Genomic DNA, 16,657 nt, shown 5'->3' on the forward strand with positions numbered 1-16,657 from the left:
CCCGGGGAGCGGAGGTCCGGCGACCCGCGCGACGACGTCCGGAACCCGCGCGGGGCGGGCCTACTCCCCCGCCGGAGCGGCCGCGCGCTCCCGCAGGCCCTCCCACAGCCGCCGCACCTGCGGTGCGAGCGCCTCCAGGGGGCCGTCGTTGTCGATCACCACGTCCGCGATGGCGAGCCGCTGCTCCCGTGTGGCCTGCGCGGCCATCCGGGAGCGGGCCTCCTGCTCGGCCATGCCGCGCTGCCGGACCAGCCGGTCGAGTTGGGTGGCGGGGGCGGCGTCCACGACCACGACCAGGTCGTAGCGCGGGGCGAGGCCGTTCTCGGTGAGCAGCGGGACGTCGTGCACCACGATCGCGTCCGGCCCGGCGGCCTGCCGGAGTTCGGCGGAGCGCTCGGCGACCAGCGGGTGCACGATCGCGTTGAGCGCCTTCCGGCGCTCCTCGTCGGCGAAGACGACGGCGCCGAGCGCCGGGCGGTCCAGGGTGCCGTCCGCGCGCAGCACCTGCGGGCCGAACTCCCGGACCACCGCGGCGAGTCCGGCGGTCCCCGGTTCCACCACCTCCCGCGCGACGCGGTCGGCGTCCACCACGGTCGCGCCGTACGACCCGAGGAGGCGGGTCACTTCGCTCTTGCCGGCACCGATGCCCCCGGTCAGCCCCACGTTCAGCATGGCCGAAGCCTACGGGGTGTCCGGGGGGCCGCGGCGGCGTGGGCGGCGCGGGGCGGGAGGACCCGGGCGGGGCGGTGGACCCGCCCCGCCGGCGCGTCAGCGCCCATCGTCTTCCCGGTCGGCGAGGAACCGCTCGAACTCGGCGGCCAAGTCGTCCGCGGAGGGCAGGTCGACCGGCTCGGCGATCAGGCTCTCGCGGCTCTGCGAGCCGGTCACCGCGTCGTACTGGCTCTCCAGGCCGCGCACGACGGAGACGAGTTCGCCGTCCCCCTCGGCGACCTGGCGGTCGATCTCGACGCGGACGGTGTGCGCCTCGCGGCGCAGGGCGTGCGCGACCTCGGGCAGCACCAGCCCGGTGGCGCCGGTGACGGCCTCCAGCACGGCGAGCGCGGCGTCGGGGTAGGGCGAGCGGGCGAGGTAGTGCGGCACGTGGGCGGCGACACCCAGGACGTCGCGGCCGGCCTCGGCGAGCCGCAGCTCCACCAGGCTCGCGGCGCTGCCGGGGACCTGTGCCTCCTCGAACCAGGCGCGGTGCCCGGGCATGAGGTCCACGCGGTTGCCGTGCGGGGTCAGGCCGACCGGGCGGGTGTGCGGGACACCCATCGGGATGCCGTGGAAGTTGATGGCCAGGCGCACGCCCAGCCGCTCGATCACCTGGAGCACGGCGGCGCTGAACCGCTCCCACTCCACATCCGGCTCCGAGCCGGTGAGCAGCAGGAACGGTGTCCCGGTGGTGTCCCGCACCAGGTACAGGTCGATGCAGGGCGCTTCGTAGGCCGACCAGTGGTCGCTCTCGAAGGTCATCAGGGGGCGCCGGGCGCGGTAGTCGACGAGCCGGTCGGCGTCGAAGCGCACCACGAGCTGGTTGTCGAGGCGGTCCAGCAGGTGCTGGGCGATCTGCTGGCCGGTCTCGCCGGCGTCCATGTACCCCTCGAAGTAGTAGAGCAGGACGGGACCGGTGTCGCCGACCGCTTCGTCAACGGCCTCGGCACCACCCGGTACGTACTCGTACAGCCCTTGCGGATCGGCCACGGTGATCGTCCTCCCTCACTCCTCGTCAGCAACAACGAACCGTGTCCGCCTGCCATTCCCGCCCTCCCGCACCGCTTTGCGGCACGCCCGGACGCGTGGGGGGAGGGCCGGCGGGGCGACGGCACGGTGGTCCGGCCGCGCACCGAGGTGCGCGGACACGGCGGTGGGCCCGCGCCTCTCGGGGAGAGGGGCGCGGGCCCACCGAAGAACCTGGAGCGGGGAGCGTCAGCTCTGGCCGCCCGCCAGCTTCTCGCGCAGCGCGGCGAGCGCCTCGTCGGAGGCGAGGGCGCCGCTGTTGTCGTCGGACTCCGAGGAGTACGAACCGCCACCGCCGCCCGCGGACGCCGCCGGGGAAGCGGAGCCGGCCTCGGCCGCCGCCTGCTCGTCGGCCTCGCGGGACTTGATGACCTGCGCCTGGTGCTGCTCGAAGCGGGCCTGGGCCGTGGCGTACTGGCCCTCCCACTCCTCGCGCTGCTTGTCGTACCCCTCGAGCCAGTCGTTGGTCTCGGGGTCGAAGCCCTCGGGGTAGATGTAGTTGCCCTGGTCGTCGTAGGACGCGGCCATGCCGTACAGGGTCGGGTCGAACTCGACCGCGGACGGGTCGGCGCCGAAGGACTCGTTGGCCTGCTTGAGGGACAGCGAGATCCGGCGGCGCTCCAGGTCGATGTCGATGACCTTGACGAAGATCTCGTCGTTGACCTGGACGACCTGCTCGGGGATCTCCACGTGGCGCTCGGCCAGCTCGGAGATGTGCACCAGGCCCTCGATGCCCTCGTCCACGCGGACGAACGCACCGAACGGAACGAGCTTGGTGACCTTGCCGGGGACGACCTGCCCGATCTGGTGGGTCCGGGCGAACTGCTGCCACGGGTCCTCCTGGGTCGCCTTCAGCGACAGGGAGACGCGCTCGCGGTCCATGTCGACGTCCAGGACCTCGACCGTGACCTCCTGGCCGACCTCGACGACCTCGGAGGGGTGGTCGATGTGCTTCCAGGACAGCTCGGAGACGTGCACCAGGCCGTCGACGCCGCCGAGGTCCACGAACGCACCGAAGTTGACGATCGAGGAGACGACGCCGGAGCGGACCTGGCCCTTCTGCAGGGTGGTGAGGAAGGTCTGGCGGACCTCGCTCTGGGTCTGCTCCAGCCAGGCACGGCGGGACAGGACCACGTTGTTGCGGTTCTTGTCCAGCTCGATGATCTTCGCCTCGAGCTCCTTGCCGACGTACGGCTGGAGGTCGCGGACCCGGCGCATCTCGACCAGGGACGCGGGCAGGAAGCCGCGCAGGCCGATGTCGAGGATGAGGCCGCCCTTGACGACCTCGATGACGGTACCGGTGACGATGCCGTCCTCTTCCTTGATCTTCTCGATGGTGCCCCACGCGCGCTCGTACTGCGCACGCTTCTTCGAGAGGATCAGGCGGCCTTCCTTGTCCTCCTTCTGGAGAACCAGGGCCTCGATCTCGTCGCCGACGGCAACGACCTCGTTGGGGTCGACGTCGTGCTTGATCGACAGCTCGCGGGAAGGGATGACGCCTTCGGTCTTGTAACCGATGTCGAGCAGGACCTCGTCCCGGTCGACCTTCACGATGACGCCGTCGACGATGTCGCCGTCGTTGAAGTACTTGATCGTCTCGTCGATCGCGGCGAGGAAGGCTTCCTCGTTGCCAATGTCGTTGACCGCCACCTGCGGGGTGGTACGAGGGGCCTCGGTGCTGCTCGTCATTAGGGAAAGGACTCCGGTACGGACAGTAAGTCGTAGGTACTGCTACGCCACGGAGCCTTTTTCAACCTGCCGCCCCCACGACTCGTGAGGGCCCGAAGCCGCTAGGCCGAGGGTTCTGCAACAGTTCGAGCGTGGCCTGCTCCGTCTGAGGCGCGCAGGCTCGCAGCGCAACTTGTAGCATACGGGGGCAGCCGGGCACGGTCAATGCGCGAAGAGGCACAGCAGGCGCATAACGGGCCCGAGCGGCGCAAAACCGCCACCCGCCGGTCCTCCGAGAGAGTACGACGACTGCCACGATGATCCAAGGACCCGAACCCGAAGCGACCCGGCGCAGCGCGGGGACCACGGAGAGCAGCCGGGCGAACCGCCGCTGGTGGGACCGCAACGCCGACGACTACCAGCGCGAGCACGGCGACTTCCTCGGCGACGACCGCTTCGTGTGGGGCCCGGAGGGGCTGGACGAGGCCGAGGCCGGACTGCTCGGCCCGGCCGACGGCCTCAAGGGCCTGGACGTGCTGGAGATCGGCGCCGGCGCAGCCCAGTGCTCGCGCTGGCTGGCCGCACGCGGCGCCCGGCCGGTCGCGCTCGACCTGTCCCACCGCCAGCTCCAGCACGCCCGGCGGATCGACCTCGGCGGGGCCGGCGGCGCGGACCCGGCGGCCGGGCCCGCTCTGGTGCAGGCCGACGCGGGCGTGCTGCCCTTCGCCGACGCCTCCTTCGACCTGGCCTGCTCCGCGTACGGCGCGCTGCCCTTCGTCGCCGACACCGCGCGCGTGCACCGCGAGGTGGCGCGGGTGCTGCGGCCGGGCGGCCGGTGGGTGTTCTCGGTGACGCACCCGGTGCGCTGGGCCTTCCCCGACGAGCCCGGCCCCGAGGGCCTGACCGCGGTGTCCTCGTACTTCGACCGCACCCCGTACGTCGAGCAGGACGACCGCGGGCTCGCCGTCTACGTGGAGCACCACCGCACCCTGGGCGACCGGGTGCGGGAGATCACCGCGGCCGGGCTGCGACTGGTCGACGTGGTCGAGCCGGAGTGGCCGGAGTGGAACGACCAGGAGTGGGGCGGCTGGTCCCCGCTGCGCGGGCGGCTGCTGCCGGGCACGGCGGTCTTCGTCTGCCTCGCGCCGTGATCCGGCCGCGGCCCGAGGGCCTGGCCCTGCCGGTCGCGGCGGTGGTGCCGGCGCTGCTGGCCGCGCTGCGGGAGCGCGGCCGTGCGGTGCTCGCCGCGCCGCCGGGCACCGGCAAGACGACGCTGGTCCCCCTGCTGCTGGCCGCGGAGTTCGGCGGCCGGGTGCTGGTCGCCGAGCCGCGGCGGATGGCCGCGCGGGCCGCCGCCCGCCGGATGGCGTGGCTGCTCGGGGAGGAGGTCGGCGGCACCGTCGGCTTCACGGTGCGCGGCGAGCGGCGGGTGTCGCCGGCGACCGCGGTGGAGGTGGTCACCACCGGGGTGCTGCTCCAGCGGTTGCAGCGCGACCCCGAACTCGCCGGCGTCGGCACGGTGGTGCTCGACGAGTGCCACGAGCGGCACCTCGACGCGGACACCGCGACGGCCTTCCTGCTGGACGTACGCTCCGTGCTGCGGCCGGAGCTGCGGCTGCTGGCGGCGTCCGCGACGACCGACACGGCGGCGTGGGCGCGGCTGCTGGACGGCCCGGTGGTCGAGGCCGAGGGGGTGCTGCACCCGGTCGCCGTGCGGTGGGCGCCACCGCCCCGCCCGGTGCGGCCGCCGCACGGCATGAGCGTGGACCCGGCGCTGCTGGAGCACGTGGCGGCGACCGTGCGCCGGGCGCTGGGCGAGCAGGAGGGCGACGTGCTCTGCTTCCTGCCCGGCGCCGGGGAGATCGCCCGGGTCGCCGGGATGCTCGGCGGGTCAGGCGCCGAGGTGCTCCAGGTGCACGGGCGGGCGCCCGCCGCGGTGCAGGACGCCGCGCTGCGCGCGGGCGACCGGCGACGGGTGCTGCTGGCGACGTCCGTGGCCGAGTCGAGCCTGACGGTGCCCGGGGTGCGCGTCGTGGTGGACTGCGGGCTGGCCCGCGAGCCGCGGATGGACCACGCGCGCGGCCTGGGCTCGCTGACCACGGTGCGGGTCTCCCGAGCGGCGGCCGAGCAGCGGGCGGGGCGCGCCGGCCGGGAGGCGCCCGGCACCGTGTACCGCTGCTGGCCGGAGGCCGAGCACGCCCGGCTGGCGCGGCTGCCCGCACCCGAGATCGCGCTCGCCGACCTGACGGCGTTCGCGCTCCAGGCCGCCTGCTGGGGGGAGCCTGACGCCGCCGGGCTGGCGCTGCTCGACGCGCCGCCGCCGGGCGCGCTGGCCGCCGCCCGGACGACCCTGCGCGGGCTCGGCGCCGTCGACGCCGAGGGGCGGGCCACCGACCGCGGCCGGCGGCTGGCGCTGCTCGGGCTGCACCCCCGGCTCGCCCGCGCCCTGCTCGACGCCGCCCCCGAGGCGGGTGCCGCCCGGGCCGCGGAGGTGACCGCGCTGCTGTCCGAGGAGCTTCCCTCCGCCTACGGCTCGGACCTGGCGGCCGCCTGGCAGCGGGCCAGGCACGGCGGGGACCCGTACGGCGCGCGCTGGCGCTCCGAGGCCCGCCGTCTGGAGGGTGCCCTGCGCTCCTCGACCCCGAGGCACGCGGGGGGCGCGCGCGACGAAGCGGCCACGAGTGGCACCGGCACGACGCGCCCCGGCGACTCACGGCCCGGCGGAACGGCGGCAGGCGGTACGGGCGCAGGCGACTCACGGCCCGGCGGAACGGCAGCAGGCGGGACGGCGGCCGGCGGCTCACGGCCCGGCGGAACGGCGGCAGGCGGTACGGGCGCAGGCGACTCACGGGCCGGCGGAACGGGCGCAGGGGGCGGGCGGCTCTCCGACGACGCCGTGGCCGGGCTGGTCGCCGCGCTGGCGTTCCCCGAACGGATCGCGCGGCGGCGGGGCCCGGGTGTCCATCTCATGGTCGGCGGCACCGCGGCCGAGGTCGCCGGCGGTATCGGCGAGGCGGAGTGGATCGCGGTCGCCGTCGCCGACCGGGGCGCGGGCCGGGCCGGTGCCAGGGCGCGCGTCGCGGCCGTCATCGACGAGGACACCGCCCGGCAGGCGGCGGGCGGCGTCCTGTCCTCCTGCGAGGAGGTGCTCTGGCGGGACGGCGACGTGGTCGCGCGCCGCGTGGAGCGCCTGGGCGCGGTGGAGTTGGGCACGGCGCCGCTGCGCCGCCCGGACCCCTCGGCGCTGCGCGCCGCGGTCCTGGAGGGGGTGCGGGCCGAGGGCACCGGGCTGCTGCGCTGGTCGCGCGAGGCGGAAGGGCTGCGGCAGCGGATGGCGTTCGCGCACCGGGTGCTGGGCGGGGCGTGGCCGGACGTGTCCGAGGAGGCGCTGCGGGAGCGGGCCCCGGAGTGGCTGGGCCCCGAGCTGGCCACCGCGCGGCGCCGCGCCGACCTCGCACGTGTGGACGCCGGCGCGGCGTTGAACCGGCTGCTGCCGTGGGCGACCGGCGAGGCGGCGCGCTTCGCCGAGCTGGTGCCCGAGCGGATCGAGGTGCCGACCGGGTCGCGCGTCCGCATCGACTACACCGGCGAGCAGCCGGTCCTCGCGGTCCGGCTCCAGGAGCTGTTCGGGCTGCGGGACACCCCGAGCGTGGCCGGGGTGCCGGTCCTGGTCCACCTGCTGTCGCCGGCGGGACGGCCCGCCGCGGTGACGGCGGACCTCGCCTCGTTCTGGCGCGAGGGGTACCGGGCGGTGCGGGCCGAGCTGCGCGGGCGCTACCCCCGCCACGCCTGGCCGGAGGACCCCGCCACGGCCGTGCCCACCCGCTCGGTGCGGCCCCGCAGGTAAGGGGGCGCGGCCCACCGGGCCGCCCCGTCCTGCCGGTTCGGGGCGCGCCCCTGCCGGTTCGGGGCGCGCCGGTGCGGGCCGGCCGCGCGGTGCGCCATCTCCTGCGGGCGGACGGCCGCGGGATCGGCGGTGCGCGCCGCCCCCGCGGGGCGCCGTTACGACTTCAGCGCCGCCCCGGTGGCCGCGCCCGCCGTGTCGGTCGGGTCGGGGGTGGCGGAGGTGCTGGAGCCGTCGCCGTCCGTGGCGCCGGAGCCGTCGTCCGTGCCGCACGTCGGGTCGGGTGTCGGCGAGGCCGTCCCGGAGTCCGTCGGGGTCGGGGTCGCGGTGCCGGAGTCCGTGGGAGTGGGCGTCGGGGAGTCGGTGGTGCAGCCCGGGTCGGTCGGGTCGCCGGTGGGCGGCGTGGTGGGCGGCGTCGTCGTCGGGTCGCCGCCGGTGGGCGGGGCGGTGGACTGCCCGCCGGTGCGGCTGGTCGTCGGGCTGGAGGAGCCCGGCCCGGTCGGCGCCACGGTGCCGCCGGCACTCTTCGTCGGGGACGGCGAGGGGGAGGCCGTGCCGGAGGCGGACGGCTTCGGGGTGGGTGTCGTGGTGGGCGTCGGGGACGTCGACGGGCTCAGCACGGGGCCGGCCGAGCCCGACCGGTCCGGCACGGTGACCGTGCCGCCCTGCCGGAAGTGCTCGTACCAGGCCATCACCAGGTTGAGGTAGTCCTGCGAGTGGTTGTAGCCGAGGATCGCCCGGTCCATGTCGGCCGGCGCGGCCAGGTCCCGGCCGTCGGCGCACAGGTAGTGCGCGGCGGCGAGGGCGGCGTCGTAGATGTTGTTCGGGTCGCTCACCCCGTCGCCGTTGCCGTCCGCGCCCCAGGTCCGCCAGGTGGAGGGGATGAACTGCATCGGCCCGACCGCCCGGTCGTGCACCGCGTCGCCGTCGTAGCGGCCGTTGTCGGTGTCGGTGATGTCGGCGAAGCCGTCGCCGTTGAGCACCGGGCCGAGGATCGGCTTGTACGTGGTGCCGTTCGCGTCGACCGCGCCGCCGCGGGCCTGCCCGGACTCCACCTGGCCGATCGCGGCCAGCAGTTGCCACGGCAGGTGGCAGCCGGGGTCGGACTGCGCGACGGACGCCTGGGCGCGCTCGTAGGCCGCCAGCACCGTCGTCGGCAGGCTCGCGCCGCCGCCGGGCACCGTGACGGTCGTGTCGGTGCCGGGGGTCGAGGCGACCGGGCCCTGCGGGGTGGTGAGCGGGGGGAGTTGGGTGACGTACGGGGAGCCGCCGTCGATGGAGCCGTCGGGGGTCGTGCCGACCTGCGACTGCTGCTGGTCCGGCGCGGCGGCGTGGGCGACCTGGATCAGGCCGGGGGCCTGCGAGGCTCCCAACGCGGCCATGGCCGCGGCGGCCACCGCGGTGCCCGCCGCTCCCCTGCGAACCCTCTTGCTGGTGCCGAAGCGCCGCGCTGCCATACCGGCGTCCCTCCCCGAAAGCGAGATGCGAGCCCGTCCCGGCTCCACAACTCGCACGACACTACGACAACTTCAGTCCCCCGACTACAGGGCGCCGGTGAATACACAGGGTACGAACGGGGGGCGGGTACGGCGGAGCGACGCGTTCCGCCGGTTCCGGGACCGCCTGCCGGCGGACGGTCCCGGAACCGGCGGGACCACCCGGCCCCGCGGGTCCGCCCAACCCCGCGGGTCCGCCCGGCTAGTGCGCCGCGGACTCCCAGTCGGGGCCCGCGCCCACCGAGACGTCGAGCGGCGCGCGCAACGGGTACGCCGTGGACATCTCCTGCCGGACCAGCGCCTCGACCTGCTCCCGCTCGCCCGGGGCGACCTCGACCACGATCTCGTCGTGCACCTGGAGCAGCATCCGCGAGGAGAGCTTGCGGTCGGCCAGCGCCTGGTCGACGCGGAGCATCGCGATCTTCACGATGTCCGCCGCCGACCCTTGGATCGGCGCGTTGAGCGCCATCCGCTCGGCCATCTCCCGGCGCTGCCGGTTGTCGCTGTTGAGGTCGGGCAGGTAGCGGCGGCGGCCGAGCAGCGTCTCGGTGTACCCGGTGCCGCGGGCCTCTTCCACCGCGCGGTGCAGGTAGTCCCGCACCCCGCCGAACCGCTCGAAGTACGTCTCCATCAGCGCCCGCGCCTCGGCCGCCTCGATCCCCAACTGCTGGGACAGGCCGAACGCGGACAGCCCGTACGCCAGGCCGTACGACATCGCCTTGATCTTGCGGCGCATCTCGGCGTCGACCTTGTCACGCGGCACGGAGAACACCTGCGAGCCGACGGTGGTGTGCAGGTCCTCGCCGGAGGTGAACGCGGCGATCAGGCCGTCGTCCTCCGACAGGTGCGCCATCACCCGCAGCTCGATCTGGCTGTAGTCCGCGGTCAGCAGCGAGTCGTACCCCTCGCCGACGACGAAGCCGCGGCGGATCGCGCGGCCCTCGTCGGTGCGCACCGGCACGTTCTGGAGGTTGGGGTCGGTGGAGGACAGCCGGCCGGTGGCGGCGACGATCTGGCTGAAGGTGGTGTGGATTCGGCCCTCGGGCGCGATCGTCTTCACCAGGCCCTCGACGGTGACCCGCAGCTTGGCCTGCTCCCGGTGCCGCAGCATGATCACCGGCAGCTCGTGGTCGGTCTGCCCGGCCAGCCACGCCAGCGCGTCGGCGTCCGTGGTGTAACCGGTCTTCGTCTTCTTCGTCTTGGGCAGGCCGAGCTCGCCGAAGAGCACCTCCTGGAGCTGCTTGGGCGAGCCGAGGTTGAACTCGTGGCCCACCGAGGCGTGCGCCTCCTCGACCGCGTGCCGCACCGCGGCCGCGAACTGCTCCTCCAGGCCCTCCAGATGCGCCCGGTCCGCGGCGATCCCGGCCCGCTCCATCTTCGCCAGCAGCGCCGAGGTCGGCAGTTCCACGTCGCGCAGCAGCTCGGTGGCGCCCACCTCCGGCAGCCGCTGCCCGAAGACCTCGCCCAGGTCGAGCACGGTCCGCGCCTGCACCATCAGCGCCTCGGCGGCGGCCGTCTCCCCGTCGTCCTCGTCGCCGAACGCCAACTGGCCGCTGTCGGAGGCGGCCGGCGCCAGCTCACGGCCCAGGTACTCCACCGACAGCACGTCCAGCGCGAACGACCGGCGGCCGGGCTTGATCAGGTACGCCGCCAGCGCCGTGTCCATCGCGACGCCCTCCACCCGCCAGCCGTGCTCGGCGAAGACCCGCATCGCGTTCTTCGCGTTGTGCACCACCTTGGGCCGCTCCGGGTCGGCCAGCCACTGCGCGAACGCCTTCTCGTCCGCCCCGTCGAGCTGGGCCGGGTCGAACCACGCCGCCTCCTCCCCCGCGGCCAGCGCGAGCTGGGTGACACCGCCCGAGCCCAGCGCCCAGGTGTCCACGCTCGCCAGCCCCACCGGGCCCTCGGCGTGCGCCTCCAGCCAGCCCGGCAGCTCGCCGGCCGACAGCACCACGCCCTCGACCGCCACCCCCTCGGCGATCTCCGCCTCCTCCGCCGCCGCGCCCGGGTCGGCGGCGAACAGCCGCTCCCGGAAGTTCGGGTTGCGGAACTCCAGCGCGTCCAGCACCTGGCCCAGCGCCTCGCGGTCGTACGGCTCCCGGCCCAACTGCCCGGCGCTCGCCGGCAGCGGGACCTCCCGCACCATCTCCGTCAGCCGCCGGTTCAGCTTCACCGACTCCAGGTGGGCCCGCAGGTTGTCGCCTGCCTTGCCCTTCACCTCGTCCACCCGCGCGCACAGCTCCGCGAACGACCCGAACTGGATGATCCACTTGGCGGCGGTCTTCTCCCCCACCCCCGGGATGCCCGGCAGGTTGTCCGACGGGTCGCCGCGCAGCGCCGCGAAGTCCGGGTACTGCGCGGGCGTCAGGCCGTACCGCTCCTCGACCTTCGCCGGGGTGTAGCGCGTCAGCTCCGACACGCCCTTCGTCGGGTACAGCACCGTGACGTGGTCGGAGACGAGTTGGAAGGCGTCCCGGTCGCCGGTGACGATCAGCACTTCGTACCCCAGCGCCTCCGCCTGCGTGGCGAGGGTCGCGATGATGTCGTCGGCCTCGAAGCCCTCCTCCGCGAACCGCGGCACCACCATCGCGTCCAGCAGCTCGCCGATCAGCCCGACCTGCGAGCTGAACTCGTCCGGCGTCTTGGAACGGGTCGCCTTGTACTCCGGGTACTCGTCGAACCGCCAGGTCCTGCGCGACACGTCGAACGCCACCGCCAGATGCGTCGGCCGCTCGTCACGCAGCGTGTTCGCCAGCATCGACGCGAACCCGTACACCGCGTTCGTCGGCTGCCCCGTGACCGTGTTGAAGTTCTCCACGGGCAGCGCGTAGAAGGCCCGGTAGGCCAGCGAATGCCCGTCGAGCAGCATCAGCCGCGGTCGGTCGGTCGTCGTCTTCGATCCGGATACTTTCTCAGCCACCCCCAGATCCTCCCACGCACCACCGACACTCCTTTCTTTCCTGCCACCGACTCGCCTCCGGGCGCTTGGACCCGGCGTCGACGGTCGACCGTGCTCGATCCCTCGTTCCTCGCGATCTCCGCGCGCTCTCCCTTTCGACACCGGCGCGCCCTTCGGCTCGCTGGCTGCCACGGGTGGGCCGGGGTCGTGTTCGTGCCCTCTCCGGGGAACCGTGGGGCCCCGAGGCGAGCCGGCGGCAAGGGGAAGTGGCAGGATCGTTGCATGGCGAAGAAGGCTCCGCACGGTGACCCGGTCCAGGACGCGCCGCACGTCGGCGCGCCGAAGCACGCCGCCGCGGGGCTTCCCGCGGTCGCCCAGAGCATGAAGATCGCCGAGGCCCAGATGGGCGCCCGGCGGACCGCGCTGACCCTGCTCAGGGTCAACCAGAAGAGCGGCTTCGACTGCCCCGGCTGCGCCTGGCCCGAGGGCGACCACCGCCACACCTTCGAGTTCTGCGAGAACGGCGCGAAGGCCGTCGCGGAGGAGGCGACGCTGCGCCGCGTCACCCCCGACTTCTTCGCCGCGCACTCCGTCCCGGACCTGGCCCGCCGCAGCGGCTACTGGCTCGGCCAGCAGGGCCGCATCACCCAGCCGATGTACCTGCCGGAGGGGGCCGACCACTACGAGGCCGTTCCCTGGGAGCGGGCGTTCGAGATCATCGCCGCCGAACTGACCGCCCTGGACAGCCCCGACGAGGCCGTCTTCTACACCTCGGGCCGCACCAGCAACGAAGCCGCCTTCCTCTTCCAGCTCTTCGCCCGCGCCTACGGCACGAACAACCTCCCCGACTGCTCCAACATGTGCCACGAGTCCTCCGGCTCGGCGCTCACCGAGACCCTCGGGGTCGGCAAGGGCAGCGTCCTGCTGGAGGACCTGCACCGGGCAGAACTCGTCATCGTCGCCGGCCAGAACCCCGGCACCAACCACCCGCGGATGCTCTCCGCCCTGGAGAAGGCGAAGCAGGGTGGCGCCCGCATCGTCACCGTCAACCCGCTCGCCGAGGCGGGCACCGAGCGCTTCAAGAACCCGCAGACCGCCACCGGCCTGGCCGGACGCGGCACCGCGCTCTCCGACCTCCACCTGCCGATCCGGCTCGGCGGCGACCAGGCCCTCTTCCGCGCCCTGGGCCGCCTCCTGGTCGAGGACGACGCCCTCGACCACGACTTCATCGCCGCCCACACCCACGGCTACCAGGAGTACGAGGCCGCCGCCCGCGCCACCGACTGGGACGAGGTGGAGCGCGCCACCGGCCTCGCCCGCGCCGAGATCGAGGAGCTGCACGCCCTCGTGCGCGGCGCCGGGAGTGTCGTCGTCTGCTGGGCCATGGGCCTGACCCAGCACAAGCACGCCGTCCCCACCATCCGCGAGGTCGTCAACTTCCTGCTGCTCGGCGGCAACATCGGCCGCCCCGGCGCCGGTGTCTGCCCCGTGCGCGGCCACTCCAACGTCCAGGGCGACCGCACCATGGGCATCTTCGAACGCCCCGCGCCGGCCTTCCTCGACGCCCTCCAGGCGGAGTTCGGCTTCGCACCGCCCCGCGAGCACGGCTACGACGTCGTCCGCGCCATCCGCGCCCTGCGCGACGGCACCGCCAAGGTCTTCCTCGCCATGGGCGGCAACTTCGTCGCCGCCTCACCCGACACCGACGTCACCGAGGCGGCCGTCCGCAAGGCCCGGCTGACCGTCCACGTCTCCACCAAGCTCAACCGCTCGCACACGGTCACCGGCGCCCGCGCCCTGATCCTGCCCACCCTCGGCCGCACCGAGAAGGACCGGCAGGCCGGCGGCGACCAGTTCGTCACCGTCGAGGACTCCATGGGCATGGTGCACGCCTCCCACGGCAACCTCGCCCCCGCCTCGCCCCACCTGCTGTCCGAGCCCGCCATCATCAGCCGGCTCGCCCGCGCCGTGCTCGGCCCCCGCCACGCCATTCCCTGGGCCGACTTCGAAGCCGACTACGACCGGGTCCGCGACCGCATCTCCCGCGTCGTGCCCGGCTTCGACGACTTCAACCGCCGCGTGCGCCGCCCCGGCGGCTTCACCCTGCCGCACGGGCCGCGCGACAGCCGCACCTTCCCCACCGCCACCGGCAAGGCCAACTTCACCGCCGCGCCCCTGGAGTACCCCGAGGTCCCCGCCGGACGGCTGCTGCTCCAGACGCTGCGCTCGCACGACCAGTACAACACCACCATCTACGGCCTCGACGACCGCTACCGCGGCATCAAGAACGGCCGCCGCGTCGTCCTCGTCCACCCCGACGACGCCGCCGCGGCCGGGCTCGCCGACGGCGACTACGCCGACCTCGTCGGCGAGTGGACCGACGGCACCGAGCGCCGCGCCGACGGCTTCCGCGTCGTGCACTACCGCACCCCCCGCGGCTGCGCCGCCGCGTACTACCCCGAGACCAACGTGCTCGTCCCGCTCGACCACACCGCCGACACCAGCAACACCCCCGCGTCGAAGTCCGTGGTCATACGGCTCGAACCGCACGGGCCCGGCCGCCCCTGAACCGCCGGCCGGCCCGGAGCCGCCGTCCGGGCACGGGACACCGTCCGGCCCCGAGCCGCCGACGTGGCGGCCGGGCCGCCTTACGGGCGGCCGTCCTCCACCACCACCCGGCCGGGCACGGGGCCCGACCGGCCGCCGGCACCGGCCGGCCCTTACCCTCGACCTGCGCGACCCGCCGCACCGGCCGGCCGCGTCCCCGGCCGCACCAGCGCAGAACGGAGCCGACCCGCATGGGCGAGCAGACCACCACCCGGTTCTCCCCGGAGACCCTGGAACAGTACGCAGGACTCGGCATCGACCTGCCCTCCTTCTTCTCCGCCGGCCCCCTCGGCGGCCGGATGGGCATCCGGATCGTCGAGGCCGCGCCCGAGAAGGTGGTCGGCACCATGCCCGTCGAGGGCAACACGCAGCCGTACGGGCTGCTGCACGGCGGCGCCTCCGCGGTGCTGGCGGAGACCCTCGGGTCGGTCGGGGCGATGCTGCACGGCGGGCCCAACAAGATCGCGGTCGGCGTCGACCTCAACGCGACGCACCACCGCAGCGTGCGCGGCGGCACCGTGACGGGCACGGCCACCCCCGTGCACCGGGGGCGCTCCTCGGCCAGCTACGAGATCGTCATCACCGACGACGCCACCGGCAAGCGGGTGTGCACCGCCCGCCTCACCTGCATGCTGCGCCCTGCCTCCCCCACCCCGCCGCCTCCGGCCGACGCCTGATCCCGTCCGGTCCGGGCACGCCGGGGGCACAGGAAACTGTCATTGTGGGGCGGGGTCGCGGAACCTAACGTCGAGGCATGGCAGCGACATTCTGGGCGCTTGAGCCGGAACCCGGCGTGCGGACCGACCTGGGAGAGCACATGAAGTCCTCGGCATGGACGATCACGGCACCGAGGCCGCAAAGTCCGCAGGCCCCGCAAGGGACGCCGCACGGCTTCGGGGTCACGCTCAGCACCCTGCGGGAGCTGACGGGGATGACGCAGGAGGAGCTCTCCGAGAACTCCGGGCTGAGCGTGCGGGCGATCAGGAACCTGGAGAACGGCCACACCGAGCGGCCCCGCAAGAAGACCTGCGAGCTGCTCGCCGGCGCCATGGACCTCCGCGAGGGGGAGGCCCGGCGGCTGCTGACCGCGGCCGGCTGGGGGCCGCGCACCCGTCCCGTCCTGCTGAGCGAGGTCGGCCGACCGCGATCCGAACTCCCCCCGGCCGAGCACGGGTTGGTGGGACGCCAGGAGGTGCTGGCCGGCATCCGCGCACACCTGGCGGGCGAGGACGGCGGTCACGGCGGCGGGCGCCTCGCCGTCGTCACCGGGGCGCCCGGAGCGGGCAAGACCGCGGTGGTCGCGCACGCCGCCCAGTCGCTGCGCGCGGACTTCCCCGACGGCCAGATCTTCATCGACCTCGACGACTCCGGGCACGAGCCGCTGACCCCGGCGGCCGTCACGCTGCGGATGCTGCGCTCGCTGCGCGGCGGCGAGCCCGGCGCGGCCGGCGAGGAGGGCGCGGCCGCGTTACGGGCCCTGCTCACCGAGCGGCGGGTGCTGACGGTGGTCGACAACGCGGACAGCGAGGCGCAGATCCGCCCGCTGCTCACCGGCTCGCCCGGCAGCGCGGTGCTGGTCGCCGCCCGCCGCCAACTGTGGGCGCTGCCGCAGGCGTACACCGCGCAACTCGACCCGCTCGCCCCGCAGGACGCCGTGCTGGCCCTGGAGAACCTGCTCGGGCGGGACCGCACCGGCAGCGAGCCGTCCGCCATGGGCAGCATCGCCGCCTCCTGCGGGTACCTGCCGCTGGCCCTGCACATCGCCGGACTGTGGATCGCCGCGCGGCCGCACCGGCGGCTGCGGGACATCGCCGACCGGCTGGTGGACGAGAAGGACCGGCTGGACTGCCTGCGGATCGGCGACCTGTCGGTGCGCGCGAGCGTCGCCGCCTACGTGCGCCGGCTCTTCCCCGCCGAGCAGGAGGCCCTGCGCCGGCTGGCGGCGCTGCGCGGCTTCTTCGACGTGGCCGACGCGGCGGCGACGCTCGGCATGTCGCGGGGTGCCGCGGCCGACCTCACCGACGAACTGACGCACCGCCAGATGCTGCGGACGGCCGGCCGCGCCGCGGGCGGCCCGGTCCGCTACCAACTGCACGACGCGGTCCGGCTCTACGCCAACTGGTCCGCCGTGGGCGGCGGTTACTGACACCGGTACGGCTGCGCGCCTCCCCGGACGGCGCCTCCCCCTCCTTCCCGGGGGCCGTCCCTCCGTACCCGGCGCCCCGCCTCCCTTCCGCACCGGACCGCTCCCCCTCCGCCCCGAACTGCGCCCCCCGTCTCGGGACACGCCTCCCCCGCCCCGAACTGCGCCCCCGTCCCGGGCCACGCCTCCCCCGCACGTCGGGCAGCGCTCCGGTGCGCCCCGCCCTCCACCGGGCCGGCCGCCCGGCCGCGCGACCCGCA

At 74.7% G+C, this 16,657-nt stretch carries 10 protein-coding genes; 5 read left to right on the forward strand and 5 right to left on the reverse strand.

The window, feature by feature from the left end; all coding sequences use genetic code 11:
- Nucleotides 1-60: 60 nt before the first annotated feature.
- The 3 genes from coaE to rpsA form a co-directional block, all read right to left on the reverse strand.
- Nucleotides 61-672, reverse strand: coding sequence for a dephospho-CoA kinase (gene coaE, locus RVR_RS07310; RefSeq protein ID WP_202233068.1), 612 nt, complete (start codon nt 670-672; stop codon nt 61-63).
- 96 nt (nt 673-768) lie between these two features.
- Entirely contained in the window at nt 769-1,704 is a 936-nt protein-coding gene (locus tag RVR_RS07315) for a PAC2 family protein (protein WP_202233069.1), read from the reverse strand.
- 225 nt (nt 1,705-1,929) lie between these two features.
- Nucleotides 1,930-3,429 carry a 30S ribosomal protein S1 gene (gene rpsA, locus RVR_RS07320; protein ID WP_202233070.1) on the reverse strand — a complete coding sequence of 500 codons (1,500 nt, stop codon included), beginning with the start codon at nt 3,427-3,429 and terminating at the stop codon, nt 1,930-1,932.
- 296 nt (nt 3,430-3,725) lie between these two features.
- On the opposite strand from rpsA, the gene RVR_RS07325 reads away from it, so the two are divergent.
- Both RVR_RS07325 and RVR_RS07330 read left to right on the forward strand, forming a co-directional pair.
- Nucleotides 3,726-4,559, forward strand: coding sequence for a class I SAM-dependent methyltransferase (locus RVR_RS07325; protein WP_202233071.1), 834 nt, complete (start codon nt 3,726-3,728; stop codon nt 4,557-4,559).
- Entirely contained in the window at nt 4,556-7,255 is a 2,700-nt protein-coding gene (locus tag RVR_RS07330) for an ATP-dependent RNA helicase (protein WP_237404620.1), read from the forward strand. Before RVR_RS07325 ends, RVR_RS07330 begins: the two co-directional genes overlap by 4 nt.
- A gap of 155 nt (nt 7,256-7,410) precedes the next feature.
- Here RVR_RS07330 and RVR_RS07335 read toward each other — a convergent pair whose 3' ends face one another.
- Nucleotides 7,411-8,709 (reverse strand): lytic transglycosylase domain-containing protein, encoded by a 1,299-nt coding sequence (locus tag RVR_RS07335; RefSeq protein ID WP_202233073.1) that lies wholly within the window; start codon nt 8,707-8,709, stop codon nt 7,411-7,413.
- Between the two features lie 241 nt (nt 8,710-8,950).
- Nucleotides 8,951-11,617, reverse strand: a complete 2,667-nt coding sequence (gene polA / locus RVR_RS07340; protein ID WP_202238450.1) for a DNA polymerase I — start codon at nt 11,615-11,617, stop codon at nt 8,951-8,953.
- A gap of 312 nt (nt 11,618-11,929) precedes the next feature.
- On the opposite strand from polA, the gene RVR_RS07345 reads away from it, so the two are divergent.
- The 3 genes from RVR_RS07345 (at nt 11,930) to RVR_RS07355 (ending at nt 16,400) form a co-directional block, all read left to right on the forward strand.
- Nucleotides 11,930-14,215: an FdhF/YdeP family oxidoreductase gene (locus RVR_RS07345; protein WP_202233074.1), complete on the forward strand. Its 2,286-nt coding sequence runs from the start codon at nt 11,930-11,932 to the stop codon at nt 14,213-14,215.
- Between the two features lie 230 nt (nt 14,216-14,445).
- Nucleotides 14,446-14,931, forward strand: coding sequence for a PaaI family thioesterase (locus RVR_RS07350; protein ID WP_202233075.1), 486 nt, complete (start codon nt 14,446-14,448; stop codon nt 14,929-14,931).
- 77 nt (nt 14,932-15,008) lie between these two features.
- Nucleotides 15,009-16,400, forward strand: a complete 1,392-nt coding sequence (locus RVR_RS07355; protein WP_202233076.1) for a helix-turn-helix domain-containing protein — start codon at nt 15,009-15,011, stop codon at nt 16,398-16,400.
- The last annotated feature ends 257 nt before the right edge of the window (nt 16,401-16,657 follow it).

The sequence above is a fragment of the Streptomyces sp. SN-593 genome (assembly GCF_016756395.1).
Taxonomy (GTDB): domain Bacteria; phylum Actinomycetota; class Actinomycetes; order Streptomycetales; family Streptomycetaceae; genus Actinacidiphila; species Actinacidiphila reveromycinica.